A 15558-nucleotide genomic window follows, 5' to 3' on the forward strand; every position below is an offset into this window, starting at 1 on the left:
GCCGTTCCCTCATGGTGTAATGGCAGCACACGGGTCTTTGGAACCCTTTGTCTTGGTTCGAATCCAGGTGAGGGAGCTAGAATTAGCGCCGCTTAGTTTTAAGCGGCGTTTTTGTTAACATAGCTGTTGTAGCTTAAAACGGGTTTTAAAACGAGTTTGTAGTACTTGTTTTGTGCGTGTTTTGTGCTTGTTTTCAAAGAAAGGCTTAATATGTTGGAATCTTTAAGAAGCGGATTCAAACGTGTTATTTCGCCGGTTGCAAAGCTTCTTGTTAAATTTGGTTGTACTGCTAACGGTGTTACTGTTTTTGGTGCCTTGGCACTTGTTGCAACGGCTATTTTTGTTTCAATAACTGGCCAACTTTTGTTTGGTACGATTTTACTTACGATTTTTGTTCTTGCAGACGCTTTGGATGGTTCTGTTGCTGCTTTAACAAATAAGAACGGTGGAACTAAATTTGGTGCATTTTTAGATTCTACGCTCGATAGGATTGCGGATTGGTCGCTTTTTGCGTGTGTTTGCATTTGTTTATATCGCTCAAATAATCTAAGCATTTGTTTATATTTGCCATTTTGCGTAAATAATTTTTTGCGTTCTTGCGGATTAGTCTGCTCTCTAGTTGCTATGATGTTTGCTTTTGTAACGTCATATGCAAGAGCAAGAGGCGAGTCTGTTGGAGTGGATGCTAAAAAAGGCTTGATTACTCGCGCCGATAGAGTGGCCATAATTTTAGTTGCAATGGGATTAAGTGGATTAACTGGTTGGCTACTGTGGCTTTGCTTGGCAATGATTATTCTTTGCGTTGGTGGAGCCATAACCGTTGTTCAGCGTATTTTTGAAGTTAAAAATGCGCTTGACTAAATCAAATTTGGTGATTTGTCGCTAAAGCGCATTAAAATCATCACGTTTACGTAACCGTACACTTTTTAGGAGTATCATGTCAGGTCATTCCAAGTGGGCGACCACAAAGCACAAGAAGGCCGCTATCGACGCAAAGCGCGGCAAGCTTTTCGCCAAGCTTATTAAGAATATTGAAATTGCAGCTCGTCTTGGTGGTGGAGACCCAGATGGTAACCCAACTTTGTACGATGCAATTGTTAAAGCTAAGAAAGCTTCTATGCCAGCAGATAACATTAAGCGCGCTGTTAAGCGTGGTTCTGGCGAAGAAGCAGGCGGCGCAAACTACGAAGAGATTGTTTACGAAGGCTATGCTCCTGCAGGCGTTGGCTTGATTATTGAGTGCCTTACAGATAATCGTAATCGCGCTGCAGCAGATGTTCGCTCTACTCTTACAAAGGGCAATGGATCTTTGGCTACAAGCGGTTCTGTGAGCTTTAACTTTGAGCGCAAGGGCTTGATTGAAGTTCCTAGCGAAGGTGTTGACTACAGCAAGCTTTTTGATATTGCTGCAGAAGCAGGTGCAGAAGACGTTGCTGATGATGGAGATGTGTATTCTGTATACACGGATTCTAGCGATTTGGTAACGGTTCGTAAGGCTTTGCAAGAGGCTGGTTTTGACTACGATTCTGCTGAAATCGTTATGCATCCAAATAATGAGGTTGAGTTGAGCTTTGAAGATGCTCAAAAGGTGTCTCGCTTGATTGACAATCTCGATGATTTGGACGATGTTCAGAACATTTATAGCAACTGGACCGCTTCGGATGAAGTTATGGCTCAGCTTGAGGAAGCAGAATAGTTTCCAATGATGATTTTGGGCGTTGACCCCGGGCTTACTCGCTGCGGGGTCGGCGTGATTGAAGCCGGCGTTTCTCGTCGGCTTTCTTTTATTCACGTCGACGTTTTAAGAAGCAATCCAAAGACTTCTCAGGATTTACGACTTCTTGAGATTTACAACGGACTGGTTGGAAAAATAGAGCGGTTTTCGCCAGATGTTGTTTCGATTGAGAGGGTATTTGCTCAAGAAAATCTAAACACTGTTTTGGGTACTGCTCAAGTTGCTGGAGTTGCAATGCTTGCTGCAGCTCAAAGGGGTATTCCTGTTGCTTTGCACACTCCTACAGAGGTTAAGTTGGCTGTTGCTGGAAATGGCGGTGCTGGAAAGCAGCAAGTGGAGCGCATGGTTGCTCGTCTTTTAAATCTTAATGTTTTGCCAACTCCTGCAGATGCTGCCGATGCTTTAGCTCAGGCTATTTGCCATGCGCTTAGGCCTGCTGGAGCACTTCAGGGAGGGGAGAGAGAACAACATTTAACGGCTGCTCAAAGAAAGTGGGCTGAATCTTTGCGTGCGGCGCGCGGATCAAGTTCTGTCGGGCGAGGTATGTAGGATATTTATAGAACATCTGTTCTATAAATTGCAGATTTTATCCGAAAGGTGAGCGCATGATTGGTATGCTTAGTGGCGTTGTGGAGTCTATTGATTCTCGCTGTGCGCTTATCTGTGTTTGTGGCGTTGGCTACGAGGTTTATATGCCTTCTTCAGATTTGTCGTCTTTGCGCGAAGGTCAAGAAGTTAAGGTTTATACGTCTTTGCAAGTTAGTCAAGATGCTATTACTCTTTATGGTTTTACAAGCATTGCAGCCAAACGTATTTTTCTTCAAATTCAGCAAAAAGTTAGTGGAGTAGGGCCTAAAGTGGCTCTTTCTTTGCTGTCAACGTTGAGCGTAGATCGTTTAATGCAGTCTATTGCAGATTCAGATGTTTCTGCGCTTTCTTCCGCTCCTGGGCTAGGCAAAAAGGGCGCACAAAAAATAATTCTTGAACTTAAAGGATCTATTGACATGTCTTTGCTAAGCAAAGATAGTGTAGATAAAAATGCAAACAAGAATATTAGTGATTTTGGCGATTCTTCTATGCGCAAAGTTGTTGTTGGATTAATGTCTTTAGGATGGAAGCAGTTTGACGCTCAAAAAGCGGTGGAAAATGTTTGTGCTCAGGAAGATATTTCTTTGCCAATTAGTGATGCAGATATGCCAAAAGTTTTGCGTATGGCTTTATCTTCGCTCGATAGAGGCAGGTGATAATGGTGACTTTAAAAGAAAACAGTGCTAACAGCGTAAACAATATGAACAGCGTAAACAACAATATGCAAGATATGCAAGCGTTAAATACGGGCGTGCTAGAAAATTCTTTAAGAATGGTTTCCTCGTCTCCTATAGAAAACGAGCAGATTAGCGACGAAGAGCTAAGGCCTCATGCTCTAGAAGGTTTTATTGGTCAGCCTTTATTAAAAGCTCAGCTGCAACTTTTTTTGGATGCGGCAAGATTACGTAATGTTCCGCCAGATCATATACTTCTTGCGGGTCCTCCAGGTCTTGGAAAAACAACGTTAGCAATGATTGTTGCTAACGAACTTGGTGTGTCTATTCGTGTAACTTCTGGTCCTGCAATTCAACATGCTGGCGATTTAGCGTCGATTTTAAGTTCGCTAGATACGGGCGAGGTACTATTTATTGACGAAATTCACAGACTTCCTCGCGCTGCTGAAGAATTGCTTTACATTGCAATGGAAGATTTTAGAGTAGACGTTATGGTTGGAAAAGGCCCTGGAGCTTCTTCTATACCGCTTACATTGCCGCATTTTACTGTTGTTGGAGCTACTACAAGAGAAGGCATGCTTCCTTCTCCGCTTCGTGCTCGTTTTGGTTTTACAGCGCATCTTGATTTTTACCCTAAAGATGAGCTAGAAAAACTTATTGAGCGTTCTTCTACAGTTTTAGGCGTAAAACTTGTAGATCAGGCTGCTAAAGAACTCGCAATGCGTTCTAGAGGAACTCCTAGGATTGCAAACCGTCTTTTAAGGCGCGTTAGAGATTGGGCTGTTGTTAACAATCTTAAAGAAGTAGATTGTGAATCGGTTGTAAAAGCTTTAGCTTTATACCAGATTGATAAGCAGGGCTTAGATAGACTAGATATTGCTGTGCTAAAAGCTATTGTTAGCCAATTTAATGGAGGCCCTGTTGGCCTTAACAATTTGGCTGCAATGGTTGGAGAAGAGTCAGAAACAGTTGAAACTGTTTGTGAGCCATATTTAGTTCGCGAGGGCTTTCTTATTCGTACTCCAAAGGGTCGCGTTGCAACCAAAAAAGCTTGGGAGCATTTGGGTCTGGAGTCGCCAAAAATGTCAGATAGATAGCCTAAAATTCTTGATTTGGGCGGTGTTTTACCGTCTTAGGGTTGGATAACTTAAGGAGTTTATTGTGCCCCAATTCTTTAGCCAGTATGGCATGCTTATTGTTCTTGTAGTAGCCATGGTTGGTATCATGTGGTTCCAATCTCGTAGCATGAAGAAGCGTCAAACCGAATTGCGCTCTTTCCATGATTCACTAAAGCCTGGTGTTGAGGTTATAACCATTGGTGGAATTATTGGTAAGGTTGTTAGCGTTGATGCCGATCACGAAGAGATTGTTATAGATTCTGAAAACAGTTTGTTGCGCGTATCTTTCCGTGCTGTTAATAGAGTTTATGTTCGCGTAGATTTTAATAGCTACGATAAAGAAGATAATTCTCAAGATGCTAACAGCGCTGAAGATTCAAACTCTGAAAATGTTGATGAATCGCAAGAATCCAACGATTCTAATCAGGTTCCAGAATCTAATGAATCTGGTGAAAATAAAGAAAACTAAAATAAGAACATTTGGATTATGACAACAACTGATATTACTGTAAAGCCTTTAAAGAATGTTAGCAATCAGGATGCTGATTATTTAGCGTCTCTTGTTCGCACAATACCAGGATTCCCAAATCCAAAGATTGTTTTTCGCGATTTTCTACCTGTATTTGCAGATGCTCGTGCAATGCAAATTCTTATTGAATCACTTGTTGATTCTTTACCTGTTTCTAAAGACTCATTTGATTTGGTTGCAGGTCTTGAAGCTCGTGGATTCTTATTTGGCCCAGCATTAGCTGCGCGCTTAAATAAAGGTTTTATTGCAGTAAGAAAAGCTGGAAAATTACCTCCAGAGGTTATTAGTGAATCATATTCTCTTGAATATGGCGAAGCTAAAATCGAGATAGAAAAAGGTTTGATTAAGCCTGGTCAGCGTGTTCTTATTGTGGATGATTTAATTGCAACAGGAGGAACAGCAAAAGCAGCCGCAAAGCTTGTTGAAAGAGCTGAAGGTGTTGTTGCTGGATTCTGCTTTGTAATGGAGTTAACTGGCATTAATGGAATGAGCGATTTGCAATCCTATAAATGCTCTAGTCTAATGAGAATGCCAGCCTAAAAATAATACAGATTGTTGTTTAAGCCTAAAGCGTTAAATATATAAATAATCCAAAATAAACCTTAAACAGTAGGAGGGGAAGTAATTGTGAAAAAGCTAAAGTCTTCTCTTATTAGTGTTTTAAAGGGTTTAGCTATTCCAGCAATAACAATTTTTGTTTTTGCTCTTGTTGTTGGATTGTTTATGTCTTTAACGCTTTTGGTTATATCTATTGAAGAAGGAACTGGCAATCTTTCGGATTCTTCAATGTCTTTAACTTGGGCTTTGCTTCTTTTTTCTCAAGGAGTAGGGCTTGGATTTAATGATTTTATTCTTACGATTATTCCTCTTGGACTAACGATTCTTTTAGTTTCTACTCTTGCAATTGCAATGAAAAAACTAAAAAGCGGGCAGGTTGAAAATTTAATTGGCCTATTTGTTTGGGTGTTTATAAACGCTGTAATATCTCAAAATACAAATATTGAGCTATTGGATTCTTTGCCAATAATATTGCTAAAAAGCATTTGTGTGTATGTTTTGGCAATGATTATTGTAGTTGCACCACACTCTTCCGCGTTTGCTCAAATAAAACAAGAATTAGCAAAACATTTTTCCGAACGAACAATTAAATCTGTAAAAACTTGTGCTTATTGTTCTATAAGTGTTTTGGCTATTTATGCGATTGTTGCGGTTTTAACAATTATCTTTTGGTGTGTAATTGGTTCAAGCAACGTTGAGATTGCTTTTTCTAAACTTGGAATGCAAATCGGATCTAGGATTTTAACCTCTATTGCTTGTTTAGTTTGGCTTCCAAATATTGCATTATGGGCGTTATCTTGGATTGCTGGATCAGGATTTAACATTGGAAGTGTTGCAAGCTTTAGTGTTTTTTCTACTAACAAAAAATCATTGCCTCCTGTTCCACTATTTTCAATATTTCCAGATGCTATAAAAGATTCACTGTATAGAACAGCCACAGTTAGCATATTGTTTGTTCTATGCACTATTTTGGCTTTGTTTGTAATCTTGTATTCAAAGTTGTGCAATCTTAGAATTTGCTTTGATGAAAATAAAGTTGATTGGAAAAAAACGGCTTTCGCATTTGCGCAGTCTGCAATAGTATTGGTTGCGTCTTGTATGGTTGTAATACTTTCCATGAGCATATTGCTTATATTTGCAAACGGAAGCTTAGGTAGATTTAGATTAGCGAATGTTGGAGTTAATGTAAGCAGAAGTGTTCGTTCCTTGGGTCATTTAACAATATACGGTTTTGGCTGCGCTTGGCTTATTGTTCTTTTAGTTTGCGCAATAATAGTTGGAATTCAAGTTTTAAGAAGCAAAATTTTATCCAAAAATCAACCTTTGCTTGAGAACAAAACTGAAACTAGAAATTCTAGAATAGTTAGTTCAAAAGCTAATAAAAAATAAATCCTCATCCAACACAAGGAGGGAACCCCGTGCAACAGATACATGCGCAAGAATCAAGTGCAGATGTGCTGATAACCACAGGTAAAAGGTCTATAAAGCGAGTACTGGTTTCGGTATTTTGCAAAGAAGGGTTAGAAACGCTTGCAGAAGCTTTTAAAAAGTGTGGAACTCAGGTTGTTTCAACAGGTTCAACTGCTTTAAAGCTTCAAGAATTGGGTGTTAGCGTTACTCAGGTTGCGGATGTAACAGGATTCCCAGAAAGCTTAGATGGTAGAGTTAAGACTCTAGACCCTCATATTCACGCTGGCATTTTAGCAGATATGAGCAATCCAGACCATGTAAAGCAGCTTAAAGACTTAGAAATCCAGCCATTTGACGCTGTTGTTGTGAATCTGTATCCATTTGTAAACACGGTTATGAGTGGTGCGGAAAATGACGCCATTATTGAAAAAATTGATATTGGTGGTCCATCAATGATTCGAGCAGCTGCTAAAAATCATAAATCTGTGGCAGTTATTACAGATCCTGCAGATTATAAACTTTTAGCTAATCGAATTGCTTCTGGAGAAGGCTTTAGCTTGCAAGAGCGTGAATATTTGGCTGGTAAAGCATTTGCTCATACAGCAGCTTACGATGCTGCAATATGCCAATGGACAAATAACGCTTGGCCAATGCCGCAAAGCATGCTAGAGAATACAGAAAACAGCGAGGATTCTCTTGATAAATCAAGCGAAGAGTTGCTTCCTGCAGATTACACGCGCACTTGGCATTTAGAGCATAATCTTCGCTATGGCGAAAATCCGCACCAGCAGGCGGGGCTTTACCTTGACCCGTTGCATAAAGGTGGTTTAGCGCAAGCTGAACTTCTTGGCGGAAAACCAATGAGCTATAACAATTATGTTGATGCGGATGCGGCATGGCGTGCTGTTTGGGATTTTGCTCCGCAAATTGCAGTTGCAGTTTGCAAGCATAACAATCCTTGCGGCTTAGCGATTGGAAAAACGGCTGCAGAGGCTCATAGAAAGGCTCATGCATGCGATCCTGTAAGCGCATATGGCGGAGTGATTGCCTGTAATTCAACAGTTACGCTAGAAATGGCGCAAAGTGTGCGTCCAATCTTTACAGAAGTAATTGTGGCTCCAGATTATGATCCAGAAGCATTAGAATTATTGCGCACAAAAAAGAAGAATTTGCGAATCCTAAAGGTTGCAAATCCTCCTCTTCTAGGTTTGCAAGTGCATCCTATTGACGGCGGAGCTTTGGTTCAGAGCGCAGACAAGATTGATGATTTAGGGGATAATCCTAAAAATTGGACTCTTGTTTCTGGAGATCCAGTAGACGAAACCACCTTAAAAGACTTAGAGTTTGCGTGGCTTTCGCTTAGATGCGTAAAGTCAAATGCCATTTTGCTTGCGCATGATTTAGCAACTGTTGGAATTGGAATGGGTCAAGTTAATAGAGTTGATTCATGTAATCTTGCAGTTGAAAGAGCCAATACTTTGGCAGATGGATTAGAACGTGCTAAAGGATCTGTTGCAGCATCCGACGCATTCTTCCCATTTGCAGATGGTCCTCAAATTCTGATTAATGCAGGCGTTCGCGCAATCGTTCAGCCTGGAGGTTCAATTAGAGACGAGGAAGTGTTTGAAGCAGCGCGTAAAGCTGGCGTTACAATGTACACTACTGGAACGAGGCACTTCTTCCACTAAAAATCAATCGCTATTTGCAGATTGTGTTTTTGCAAATAGATGATTAGTCAGTTAGATTAACTCGATTAATTGATTAACGTAAAGCCTTGGATTGTGTTTAATATACTTTCCAAGGCTTTTTATGTATTATACAAGTATGACAATTAACCAGCAGAGCAACGAACAAGAATCAAAAATCGCGTTTAAAGAAAGCACAAACAATAGCGCCAACAATCTGGAAAATAATCCGGCAAATAATCATATTTATGTTTCGGAAGCAAAAGAGGGAAAGCCGTATGTTCAATGGTTTGTGGCAGCAATTGTATGCGTGTGCGCAATATTAGCTTTTATTGGAAAAATAATGGCTGCAACAGTTATTATTTCTGCAACAGCCATTATTCTTGGAGCAATACGTTTAATTTTTACTCAACGAAGCCCTTGGAAAGTCAGATCAGTTGGTTTTGACTCTTTTATAAGCATCGCACTAGGAGTTGGACTCTTAGTAACGTATTTTTCCATTTTTGTTTTTATGTAATCTTTTTGTTTATATAACTATTTATCTATAACTATTTATCTTCGTTATAGAACGGGTTAATTTCCTTGTCTTCCTTGCTCTCGCTATTTTCCGATTCTGCGTTAAGTGCTGAATTGTTTTGCAAAGAATCGTTTAAGGAAGAATCGCCAGCATTGTTGGAGTTGTTAATGCTGCTAGCTTCGTGTATAGAAGGAGTGCTTACAAGCTTAGAAATAAGCATTACAAATCCAACTAGAGCTGCTGCAAAAATAGGAGCAATCCAAAATACCCAAAGCTGGCTTAACGGAGCAACAGCCAACTTCTTTGACTGAGCAAAAATAGCAATTCCAGTGGAGCGGGCTGGATTAAGACCTGTTCCAGTGATTTGGTAGGTAATAAAAGTGCCAACGGAATAGGCAATGCCCATGTGTGCTGCGTACGTGCATTTTGCACTACCATCTTCGCGAGTGTAAGTCATTGCGGTTGCAACAATAATAAGAACGGCAATGACTTCAACAATCAGGGCTGCAATAACGCCAAAAGAAGCATTAACACTCTTTAGCTGGTTTGCGGAGATAGAAGCGCTTTCAAAACCGTTTACAACTGGAGCAAACCATGTTTTTGCTGGAACCATCTTAGTTTGTGGAAGAATAAAAACGGTTAAAGCTGCAGCAACAATAGCGCCTATAACCTGAGCCACAATGTACAAAATTCCCGAAATATAAGACGTTCTTCCAGTGAGCATAGATGCAATAGTTACCGCAGGATTAACGTGTCCGCCCGAAACTTTAGCAGATATGCTAATTGCTGCAGCATAAGCTAAGCCAGTTCCTGCAGCAATCAAAAGAACGTTTACGCCATACATTGCTGTTACAACAGACGAAAACATGTAAACAGTAAACAAAGCAAAAACGCTTGAAACAAATTCTGCAAAAATTCTAAAAATAAGAGGTGCACTAGCAGCTGATTTTTGTTTAGAAGCTGAGCACTCCGCTTGCAAAGTGTTAGTCATAACAATTCCTTACGTTAATTTTGTATATTGTTGTATTGTTTTTGTTATTTACAACACAACCAAACGTTTGCTATAGTATCACGGCTATGCCATACGCTAACATAGAAAAACGTGGTAATTTGCTGTGATTATTAAAAAATATTAAAAAATATGCAAAAATAGCCACAAAATTAGTAAATAACATTAATTAGGTCACGTTGGGAGAACGATGCCAAACGCATATTCCCGCGCCAATCAGGCGCATTCAGATGACAAAAACGCCGTTCGACTGCAAAAGTTACTAGCAGAAGCTGGATTTGGTTCGAGACGCAAATGCGAAGAAATAATCCTTGATGGGCGTGTTGAAGTAGATGATGAGCTTGTAACAACACTCGGAACTCGAGTAGATCCAAGCAAGCAAAAGATTCGTGTAGACGGCTCTAGAGTAAAGTTCAATCACAAGCTTGTAACGCTGGCTCTTAACAAGCCAAAACGAGTTTTGAGTGCAATGGATGATCCTAAAGGTCGCTTTACTTTAAGAGATATTGTTGGAGATAAGTACGAGCGAATCTTCCACATGGGTCGTTTAGACTACGATTCGGAAGGTCTTATTTTAATGACCAACGATGGTGAGTTAAGCCAGCACGTAATGCACCCAAAGTATGAAGTTGAAAAAACATATATTGCAACCGTTGAAGGCAAGATTAACGGCATGATTTGCCGCAGACTAGTTTCCCAAGGCGTAAATTTAGACGACGGGTGGATTAAGCTAGATCGCTGCGCAATAATCGACCAAAATCACGATACAACAATGGTAAAAGTTGTTCTACACTCTGGCAAAAATCGCATTGTGCGTAGGATTTTTGGAGCCGTTGGATTCCCAGTAAAACGTCTTGTTAGAACGCAAATTGGCCCGATTAAATTAGGAGACTTAAAAGCTGGGTCATATCGCGTTCTTTCGCAAGTAGAAGTGCGCTCGCTTTCTAAGGAGGTTGGTCTGTGATTTGCGTAGCAATTGATGGTCCTGCAGGAGTTGGAAAATCCTCTACTTCTCGCGCGTTAGCACAATACTACGGCTTTGCGTATTTAGATACGGGTGCAATGTATAGAGCTGCTGCGTTATTTTGCTTAAAGCAAGGTATTGATTTAAGCACACAGCTTGAATTGAATGAAGATGGCCAGCCTGCAAATAGTGCGGATTCTAAGCGTTTTGATCAAATTATTGAAGCCGTTGGAGCATTATTTACCGAAGATCATGCTGAATTTAGTGTGGATCCAAAAAATCCTGTAGTTAAATTCGACGGAAAAGATGTTAGCGAAGAATTACGTTCTAGCGATGTTTCTTCGTGCGTTTCTACCGTATCTTCTATTCCTGCAGTGCGCCGCATGCTGATTGCTGCTCAGCGCGCGTATATATCGGCAGAATCTAGTGAAGAATCATTCTCGGCTGGCTTAGGAATAGTGGCAGAAGGCCGCGATATTACTACTGTTGTGGCTCCTAATGCGCAAGTTCGCGTGCTTCTTACTGCAAGAGAAGATGTGCGTCAGGCGCGTAGAAATAAGCAAGATAGTAATCAAGAAAATTTGCAAAATAATCAATCGTCTGAAGAAGACAATATTCGCGCTCGCGATGCTAAAGATGCTAAAGTAACGCATTTTCTTCAAGCAGCAGACGGTGTTACGACGCTCGATAATTCTGATTTGACTTTTGAGCAGACTCTCGACGCGCTTGTGGAGATGGTTGACGCTGCTATTGAGCAAGACGAATACGACCGTTACGCAGCGAATCTTGAAGGCTACGATCTTGATGATGAAGACCGTGCGCTTCTTAGCGGAGATCTAGCAGGCGAAGATGAATCGAAAGATACTAAAGCGGTTGGAGTAATTGCCGTTATAGGCCGACCAAACGTTGGAAAATCAACGCTTGTAAACCGTATTTTAGGGCACAGAGTTGCAGTTGTTGAAGATACTCCAGGTGTTACAAGGGATCGCGTAAGCTACGATGCTGAGTGGGCCGGAACCAACTTCAAGCTGGTAGATACGGGCGGCTGGGAAGCAGATGTTGAAGGCATTGATTCTTCGATTGCTCAGCAAGCGCAAGTAGCAGTGCGTTTAAGTGACGCTGTAATCTTCCTAGTAGACGGTCAAGTTGGCTTAACAGCTACCGACGAGCGCATTGTTTCCATGCTTCGTGCTGCTGGTAAGCCTATTACTTTGGCTGTTAACAAGGTTGATGACGCTAGAAGCGAGTATTTAACGGCAGAGTTTTGGAAGCTTGGAATGGGCGAGCCTTACGGAATTTCTGCAATGCACGGAAGAGGCGTTGGAGATTTGCTTGACGCGGCTCTTGCATCTTTAAAGAAAGCGAATAAGACTTCTGGATTCTTAACTCCGCAAGGTCTTCGTAGGGTTGCTTTAGTTGGCAGACCAAATGTTGGAAAGTCTTCGCTCCTAAACCATTTGGCTCACGAGGAGCGTTCTGTTGTAAACGACTTAGCTGGAACAACTCGTGACCCTGTTGACGAAGTTGTGCGAGTTGACGGAGAAGACTGGCTGTTTATTGACACAGCTGGTATTAAGCGCAGGCCTCATAAGCTTACGGGTGCTGAATACTATTCTTCGCTACGCACGCAGGCTGCGATTGAACGCTCGGAACTTGCTTTGATTCTTTTTGATTCTTCTCAGCCGATTGCAGAGCAGGATCTAAAAGTTATGAGCCAGGCTGTGGATGCAGGTCGCGCAATCGTACTTGTGTTTAACAAGTGGGATTTGATGGACGAATTCTCCAGGCAGCGTATGGAACGCTTGTGGAAAACGGAGTTTGAACGCGTCACTTGGGCTGAGCGTGTGAACCTTTCTGCAAAAACGGGATGGCATACTAACCGTCTTGCGCGCGCTATGCGAACAGCCTTAGAAAACTGGGATAAGCGCATTCCTACAGGCAAGCTTAACGCCTTCTTAGGCCGTATTCAGTCTGCTCATCCACATCCTTTGCGAGGTGGAAAGCAAGCGCGAATCTTGTTTGCAACGCAAGCTTCTACTCGCCCTCCGCGTTTTGTAATCTTTACAACAGGCTTCTTAGAGCACGGTTACCGTCGCTTTATTGAGCGTTCTCTTCGAGAAGAGTTTGGATTTGAGGGAACTCCTATTCAAATCTCCGTAAAAGTACGAGATAAAAAGAAGCGCAAGTAAAATCGCAAGTAAAGTTGAGTAGGAGCGTAGTATGGCTGGATTAGGCGAGTTAGCTCTTGATTTGCATCATGCTAGCGAAGACGAGATTTTTCAAGCATTTGTTGATTGGGTTAAGACTAATAAGCATGTAGATTTGTGGCCGCATCAAGAAGAGTCCGTTATGGATTTGCTTGCAGGAGACCACGTAGTCTTAAACACTCCAACAGGTTCTGGAAAATCACTAGTCGCCCTCGGCATGCATTTTGCGGCACTCGCCACAGGCAGACGCTCCTACTACACTGCGCCAATCAAAGCACTTGTATCCGAAAAATTCTTCGATTTAGTTGCGATTTTTGGGCGAGACAACGTAGGCATGATTACTGGCGACTCGCATATTAACGCGGATGCTCCAATAATCTGCTGCACGGCGGAAATCTTAGCAAATCAAGCTCTGCGCGAAGGTGCAAACGCAAAAGTTGATTGCGTTGCAATGGACGAATTCCACTACTATGGAGACCCAGAGCGAGGATGGGCTTGGCAAGTTCCGCTACTTACTCTTGCAAACACGCAATTTTTGCTTATGAGCGCAACTCTTGGAGACGTAACGGATATTGCGGAACGCTTAGAAAAATCAACAAAAAGAAGTGTTGATATTATTGCAGACGCGCCAAGGCCAATCCCACTCGAATACGAGTACACAGATAAGCCACTTGCTACAACCGTAGAACTCTTATTTAACAAGGGTTTAACGCCGATTTACGTAGTTCATTTTTCGCAAGATGCAGCTCTAGAAACAGCTCAAGCGCTCGCAAGTACTGGAGTTTCTAGCAAAGAGCAGCGAGACAAAATTGCTCAAGCAATTAAAGGTACTAAATTTACTACAGGCTTCGGCAAAATTTTGCAAAGACTACTGCGCACAGGAGTTGGCGTGCATCATGCTGGCATGCTTCCGCGCTACCGTAGGCTTGTCGAACAGCTCGCACAGCAGGGATTGCTGCCAGTTATTTGCGGAACAGACACTCTCGGCGTTGGTATTAACGTGCCAATTCACTCGGTTGTGCTTACAGCTCTTACAAAATTTGACGGAAATCGTAGTAGAAAGCTTCGCGCTCGCGAGTTTCATCAGATTGCAGGTCGCGCAGGCAGAATGGGGTTTGATACCGAAGGCTTAGTGGTTAGTGAGGCTCCAGAGTTCGAGATTGAGAATGCTCGCGCTGTTGCAAAAGCTGGAAATGACCCTAAAAAGCTTAAAAAAGTTAAGCGTAAGAAAGCTCCAGAAGGATTTGTTGTCTGGGGCGAGCCAACGTTTACTAAGCTTATTGAAAGCGCTCCAGAAACTTTGAATCCTCACATGGTTGTAACACACTCAATGATTTTGAACGAAGTTACGCAAGGCGGGGATGCTAGAGCACGCGTTGAAAAACTTATTGAAGATAGCGCACAAAAGCCGCAAGATAAAGAAAAATTGCTTGAGCGTTGCGACGATATTTTCCAAACTTTGCTTGATACTCAAGTCATTGAATGCAGAGAGCTTTCAGACGGTTCTTGTGATTATGATCTTGATGTTGCTATGCCTGAAGGTTTTGCGCTAGATCAGCCGCTTTCTCCATTCTTGCTCGCAGCTTTGGAACTTCTAGACCCAGAATCTGAAAGCTACGCTCTTGACGTAATTTCTATGGTTGAAGCAACTTTGGATGACCCTAAGCCTGTTCTGCGCGCTCAAGAACGCAAGGCTCGCGATGCTGCAATGGCTGGCATGAAGGATGATGGTATTGATTACGAAGAGCGCATGGAACGCTTAGCTGAAGTTAGCTATCCTAAGCCTTTGGAAGATTTGCTAACTCCTGCTTTTGCGCAATATCGCAAAGATGTTCCGTGGGCAAACGACTACTGGCTAAAGCCTAAATCTGTGCTTCGAGACATGGTTGAAACTGCTTCCGATTTTACTGGCTACATTTCGCGCTATGGCATTGCTAGAAGTGAGGGAACGCTTCTTCGTTACCTTTCGGATGCCTACCGTTCGCTTGCTCGCACTGTGCCAGAAGATATGCTTAACGAAGAATTGCGTGATATTATTTCTTGGCTTCGCCTTGTTGTGCGCTCTATTGATTCTAGTCTTGTTGACGAGTGGGAGAGTGCTGGAGGGTCGGACGCTGAAGCTAGCGCTGTAACTATGGCTGCGCCTGGAACTTCTGAGTCTGTAGTTGAGGATCGTCGTGGACTTATTGTGTTGATTCGAAACGCAATGTTTAGACGCGTGCAACTTATGGATTTGGAAGATGCAGATACTTTAGGAGAGCTTGATAAAGCTTGGGGTTACGGCGTTCACGAGTGGAATGATGTGCTCGACGACTATTACGATGAGCATGAATATGTTGGTATTGATGCTAAAGCTCGTGGTGGCGACTTGTTTATTTTGGACGATTCGCTAGAGAAGAGTGAGCATTCGTGGAAGGTTCGGCAAATTATTGACGATTCGGACGGAGACCGTAATTGGGCTATTACTGGAATTGTTGATTTGGACTCCACACAAGATACGGGCGAAGTTGTTTTCTTTGACTACAGCGTGTCGCACGTTTAGTCTTGTTTTACTTAAGATTTAG

Annotated in this window: 14 protein-coding genes and 1 tRNA gene; 14 read left to right on the forward strand and 1 reads right to left on the reverse strand. The window is 42.0% G+C overall.

Annotated elements, in window-relative coordinates; translation table 11 throughout:
* The first annotated feature begins 5 nt into the window (after positions 1-5).
* The 11 genes from QP420_RS01705 (at position 6) to QP420_RS01755 (ending at position 8814) form a co-directional block, all read left to right on the forward strand.
* Positions 6-76 (forward strand) — tRNA-Gln (locus QP420_RS01705).
* Between the two features lie 134 nt (positions 77-210).
* Complete coding sequence (locus QP420_RS01710) at positions 211-861, forward strand: CDP-alcohol phosphatidyltransferase family protein (protein ID WP_060786728.1); 651 nt, start codon at positions 211-213, stop codon at positions 859-861.
* Between the two features lie 76 nt (positions 862-937).
* Positions 938-1696, forward strand: coding sequence for a YebC/PmpR family DNA-binding transcriptional regulator (locus tag QP420_RS01715; RefSeq protein WP_060786727.1), 759 nt, complete (start codon positions 938-940; stop codon positions 1694-1696).
* A gap of 6 nt (positions 1697-1702) precedes the next feature.
* A complete protein-coding gene (ruvC, locus tag QP420_RS01720) occupies positions 1703-2284 on the forward strand; it encodes a crossover junction endodeoxyribonuclease RuvC (protein WP_481616384.1) in 582 nt (193 codons plus the stop codon).
* 56 nt (positions 2285-2340) lie between these two features.
* Positions 2341-2979, forward strand: a complete 639-nt coding sequence (gene ruvA, locus QP420_RS01725; protein WP_481616385.1) for a Holliday junction branch migration protein RuvA — start codon at positions 2341-2343, stop codon at positions 2977-2979.
* Positions 2980-3044: 65 nt separating this feature from the next.
* Entirely contained in the window at positions 3045-4094 is a 1050-nt protein-coding gene (ruvB, locus tag QP420_RS01730) for a Holliday junction branch migration DNA helicase RuvB (RefSeq protein WP_481616458.1), read from the forward strand.
* 64 nt (positions 4095-4158) lie between these two features.
* Positions 4159-4584, forward strand: coding sequence for a preprotein translocase subunit YajC (gene yajC, locus QP420_RS01735; RefSeq protein WP_060786724.1), 426 nt, complete (start codon positions 4159-4161; stop codon positions 4582-4584).
* Positions 4585-4602: 18 nt separating this feature from the next.
* On the forward strand, positions 4603-5184 hold the full coding sequence (locus tag QP420_RS01740) for an adenine phosphoribosyltransferase (RefSeq protein WP_060786723.1): 582 nt from the start codon (positions 4603-4605) through the stop codon (positions 5182-5184).
* 87 nt (positions 5185-5271) lie between these two features.
* The gene (locus QP420_RS01745; RefSeq protein ID WP_060786722.1) at positions 5272-6591 is read left to right on the forward strand and encodes a cell division protein PerM; all 1320 of its coding nucleotides are present in this window, start codon (positions 5272-5274) and stop codon (positions 6589-6591) included.
* 71 nt (positions 6592-6662) lie between these two features.
* Positions 6663-8300 (forward strand): bifunctional phosphoribosylaminoimidazolecarboxamide formyltransferase/IMP cyclohydrolase, encoded by a 1638-nt coding sequence (gene purH / locus QP420_RS01750; RefSeq protein ID WP_481616459.1) that lies wholly within the window; start codon positions 6663-6665, stop codon positions 8298-8300.
* 136 nt (positions 8301-8436) lie between these two features.
* Entirely contained in the window at positions 8437-8814 is a 378-nt protein-coding gene (locus QP420_RS01755; protein ID WP_481616460.1) for a DUF3017 domain-containing protein, read from the forward strand.
* A gap of 31 nt (positions 8815-8845) precedes the next feature.
* Here the strand turns inward: QP420_RS01755 and QP420_RS01760 are convergent, their stop codons facing one another.
* Positions 8846-9805 carry an MIP/aquaporin family protein gene (locus QP420_RS01760; RefSeq protein WP_060786720.1) on the reverse strand — a complete coding sequence of 320 codons (960 nt, stop codon included), beginning with the start codon at positions 9803-9805 and terminating at the stop codon, positions 8846-8848.
* A 208-nt stretch (positions 9806-10013) separates the two neighbouring features.
* Here QP420_RS01760 and QP420_RS01765 point away from each other — a divergent pair, with 208 nt between their 5' ends.
* From QP420_RS01765 to QP420_RS01775, 3 genes are read left to right on the forward strand one after another with little or no spacing between them, the layout of a single operon-like run.
* Positions 10014-10787, forward strand: coding sequence for a pseudouridine synthase (locus tag QP420_RS01765; protein WP_060786719.1), 774 nt, complete (start codon positions 10014-10016; stop codon positions 10785-10787).
* On the forward strand, positions 10784-12976 hold the full coding sequence (gene der, locus QP420_RS01770) for a bifunctional cytidylate kinase/GTPase Der (protein WP_481616386.1): 2193 nt from the start codon (positions 10784-10786) through the stop codon (positions 12974-12976). Before QP420_RS01765 ends, der begins: the two co-directional genes overlap by 4 nt.
* Before the next feature lie 31 nt (positions 12977-13007).
* Positions 13008-15536 (forward strand): DEAD/DEAH box helicase, encoded by a 2529-nt coding sequence (locus QP420_RS01775; protein WP_481616387.1) that lies wholly within the window; start codon positions 13008-13010, stop codon positions 15534-15536.
* The last annotated feature ends 22 nt before the right edge of the window (positions 15537-15558 follow it).

The organism is Bifidobacterium sp. UMB1197, assembly GCF_030217745.1.
In the GTDB taxonomy this organism is placed as follows: Bacteria; Actinomycetota; Actinomycetes; order Actinomycetales; family Bifidobacteriaceae; genus Bifidobacterium; species Bifidobacterium vaginale_B.

Bases quoted from the DNA above. Each gene is read 5' to 3' on its own strand.
- QP420_RS01715 (WP_060786727.1), top strand. From the start codon at position 938: ATGTCAGGTCATTCCAAGTGGGCGACCACAAAGCACAAGAAGGCCGCT.
- ruvB (WP_481616458.1), top strand. From the start codon at position 3,045: ATGCAAGATATGCAAGCGTTAAATACGGGCGTGCTAGAAAATTCTTTA.
- QP420_RS01755 (WP_481616460.1), top strand. From the start codon at position 8,437: ATGACAATTAACCAGCAGAGCAACGAACAAGAATCAAAAATCGCGTTT.
- QP420_RS01765 (WP_060786719.1), top strand. From the start codon at position 10,014: ATGCCAAACGCATATTCCCGCGCCAATCAGGCGCATTCAGATGACAAA.
- QP420_RS01760 (WP_060786720.1), bottom strand. From the start codon at position 9,805: ATGACTAACACTTTGCAAGCGGAGTGCTCAGCTTCTAAACAAAAATCA.
- ruvA (WP_481616385.1), top strand. From the start codon at position 2,341: ATGATTGGTATGCTTAGTGGCGTTGTGGAGTCTATTGATTCTCGCTGT.
- QP420_RS01775 (WP_481616387.1), top strand. From the start codon at position 13,008: ATGGCTGGATTAGGCGAGTTAGCTCTTGATTTGCATCATGCTAGCGAA.
- QP420_RS01710 (WP_060786728.1), top strand. From the start codon at position 211: ATGTTGGAATCTTTAAGAAGCGGATTCAAACGTGTTATTTCGCCGGTT.
- ruvC (WP_481616384.1), top strand. From the start codon at position 1,703: ATGATGATTTTGGGCGTTGACCCCGGGCTTACTCGCTGCGGGGTCGGC.
- QP420_RS01740 (WP_060786723.1), top strand. From the start codon at position 4,603: ATGACAACAACTGATATTACTGTAAAGCCTTTAAAGAATGTTAGCAAT.